Genomic DNA, 578 nt, shown 5'->3' with positions numbered 1-578 from the left:
GACCATTTGACGCTACCAGCCGGCGCTGAACTTGGAAGTCTCCGGTCTTTCGATCAAGCCGCCCCTTCTCTGTGACTTGACTGACACGATCCGGGGTCAGGCCGGAGTGCTCCCAACTGACTATGTCCCCTGTGACGGCAATCGGCTTGTCACCTTGGCTTGAGCCCATGACCTTCCGCTCGAAGTCGATGTGATAGATCATCTGTCCCTGGAGTTGAGCGCCACCCGCCAACGCCATAGCGGACGTACAGGTAACGGTTCGCTTCGTGACGGACAGGGCATACAGAACCGCGACTGCGACCACTGCAACTAGAGCCACGGTCAATGCGGTTGTCGAACGAGCGCTGAGTGACATGCTAGAGGTCTAACGCAGAAATGACCGATGGACAGTAGGCTGGCGCAAGCCAGCCGATAGGGCGTCCGCGTCGATTGCCATATTAGATTGCCCCGAGCACGAGCGGCGCTGCACGGCCCATGAGTTCGGAATGATCTACTTCGCCGAGATTCGAAATGAAGCCGAACGAACCGCGTTCTTGAAAGGCTTCTGCCCATTCCCGTAGTTGTTCAATGAGCCAGTC

The 578-nt window shown here is 57.4% G+C and carries 1 protein-coding gene; it reads right to left on the bottom strand.

Annotation, left to right across the window (positions count from 1 at the left end; translation table 11 throughout):
* On the bottom strand, window positions 1–202 hold a 202-nt coding region (locus AC1D0P_RS27335), incomplete at its 3' end, for a hypothetical protein (protein WP_477679600.1).
* Between the last annotated feature and the right edge of the window lie 376 nt (window positions 203–578).

The organism is Polaromonas sp. P1_G2, assembly GCF_056405515.1.
The sequence above is the reverse complement of the archived record's forward strand: the minus strand, read 5'-3'. Positions and strand labels throughout refer to the sequence as shown.